Source organism: Flavobacterium sp. DSR3-2, assembly GCF_049896525.1.
In the GTDB taxonomy this organism is placed as follows: domain Bacteria; phylum Bacteroidota; class Bacteroidia; order Flavobacteriales; family Flavobacteriaceae; genus Flavobacterium.
In genome coordinates, this window is sequence record NZ_JAFCUM010000036.1 from 1 (window position 1) to 1,254 (window position 1,254).

At 32.2% G+C, this 1,254-nt stretch carries 1 protein-coding gene and 1 pseudogene; both read left to right on the forward strand.

The genetic code is table 11. From position 1 onward, the window contains the following. A pseudogene (locus ACP7AV_RS17135) lies at nucleotides 1-876 on the forward strand (hypothetical protein); the annotation flags it as partial. Nucleotides 877-922: 46 nt separating this feature from the next. After that, the coding region (locus tag ACP7AV_RS17140; protein WP_426093007.1) for a hypothetical protein at nucleotides 923-1,254 on the forward strand (332 nt) is incomplete at its 3' end.

Consider the following 1,254-nt stretch of genomic DNA (forward strand, 5'->3'; position numbering starts at 1 on the left):
CTCTATCGTCTTATCGAAGAACGGTTTGACGAATTAAAGACATTGATAAAAAAAGGATTATTTGAAAAACACGATGTAGTATGTCAAATTGATGACAAACCTGAGGATGTAATTCTCAGCGTTGCAATAGAAACCATATTGAACTCGGTTGAACTCGAACAGATCTACTTATATCATCAAATTACTGACCATGAAAAAACGACTTATTATCTGATGCTCATAGCTATGGGTGCTGGCAATGAAAAATTAAAATTAATCACTCAGTTTCTAAAAAGCAAAATAGGAAAAAAATATGATTTCGTTTTGTTAAGCCATAGCCGGTACTGGATGCAAACTAATCTGTATCAGCATCAAAGTTTCTTTTCCAAAATTATACAAGGCAAATACTTGACATATTCATCCAACGAATACCTTCCTGAATTTCATTGGGAGGTGCCTCACAATCCTTATCATGCTGATTTACATTTTTATTATAAGCCGACGAAGGACATTGCCTTGCAATTTTGCACAATAGTTAACGATACAAAAGAAAACTACCAAGGTTTAGATTCCCTTTTTACATTGTTTTTTATGTCCTTTTGTAGAACATATATTTTTATTAAGACTTACTACCTGCCTAATTATTTGTCAAATCAAACATTATGGCAATTATGCATCTATGCAGATCCCGATATTAGAAAATACAATTATTTAATAGAACAGTTCTGGACTGATTTCTTTCCTTATCTGGATAGGCATATGATGCTTCATCATAAGTTGTCAAAGCTTAACAAAGATGAGGTTGATCAGATGAACGTTATTGTTGAGAAATTGATGTCTGAACTTCACAATTTGGTTATTGAAGACGGATTACTATTGCCCTTTGAGCAAGACTGATACATTGTTATTTTATAAAAATTAACCGATTTAAAAAATTAAGATCATGGAAAAAGATGAAATTGAAAAGCTAAAGGCTATCAAAAGATTAACTTCCAATTGTCTCAACACTTTGAAGGCAGTTGAAGATAAAAGTGGGATTTATAACTTAAAAATAAGAGTGTATGATTATTATGAACTCGCTTCGATTATTAGAAATCTACTGAAATTATGTATCGTGGCTCTGGATCAAGATGGAGCTGAAGTTCCCATTACGATAAAAAATCAGTCAATTGATGTAGGTTTAATACTGGGGATTGCTTTGCAACTATTCCCAAGTGATGAATTTGAGCTGCTAAATGAAATAAGAATATTGTTTCCTGCAGATTCTAGAAATGA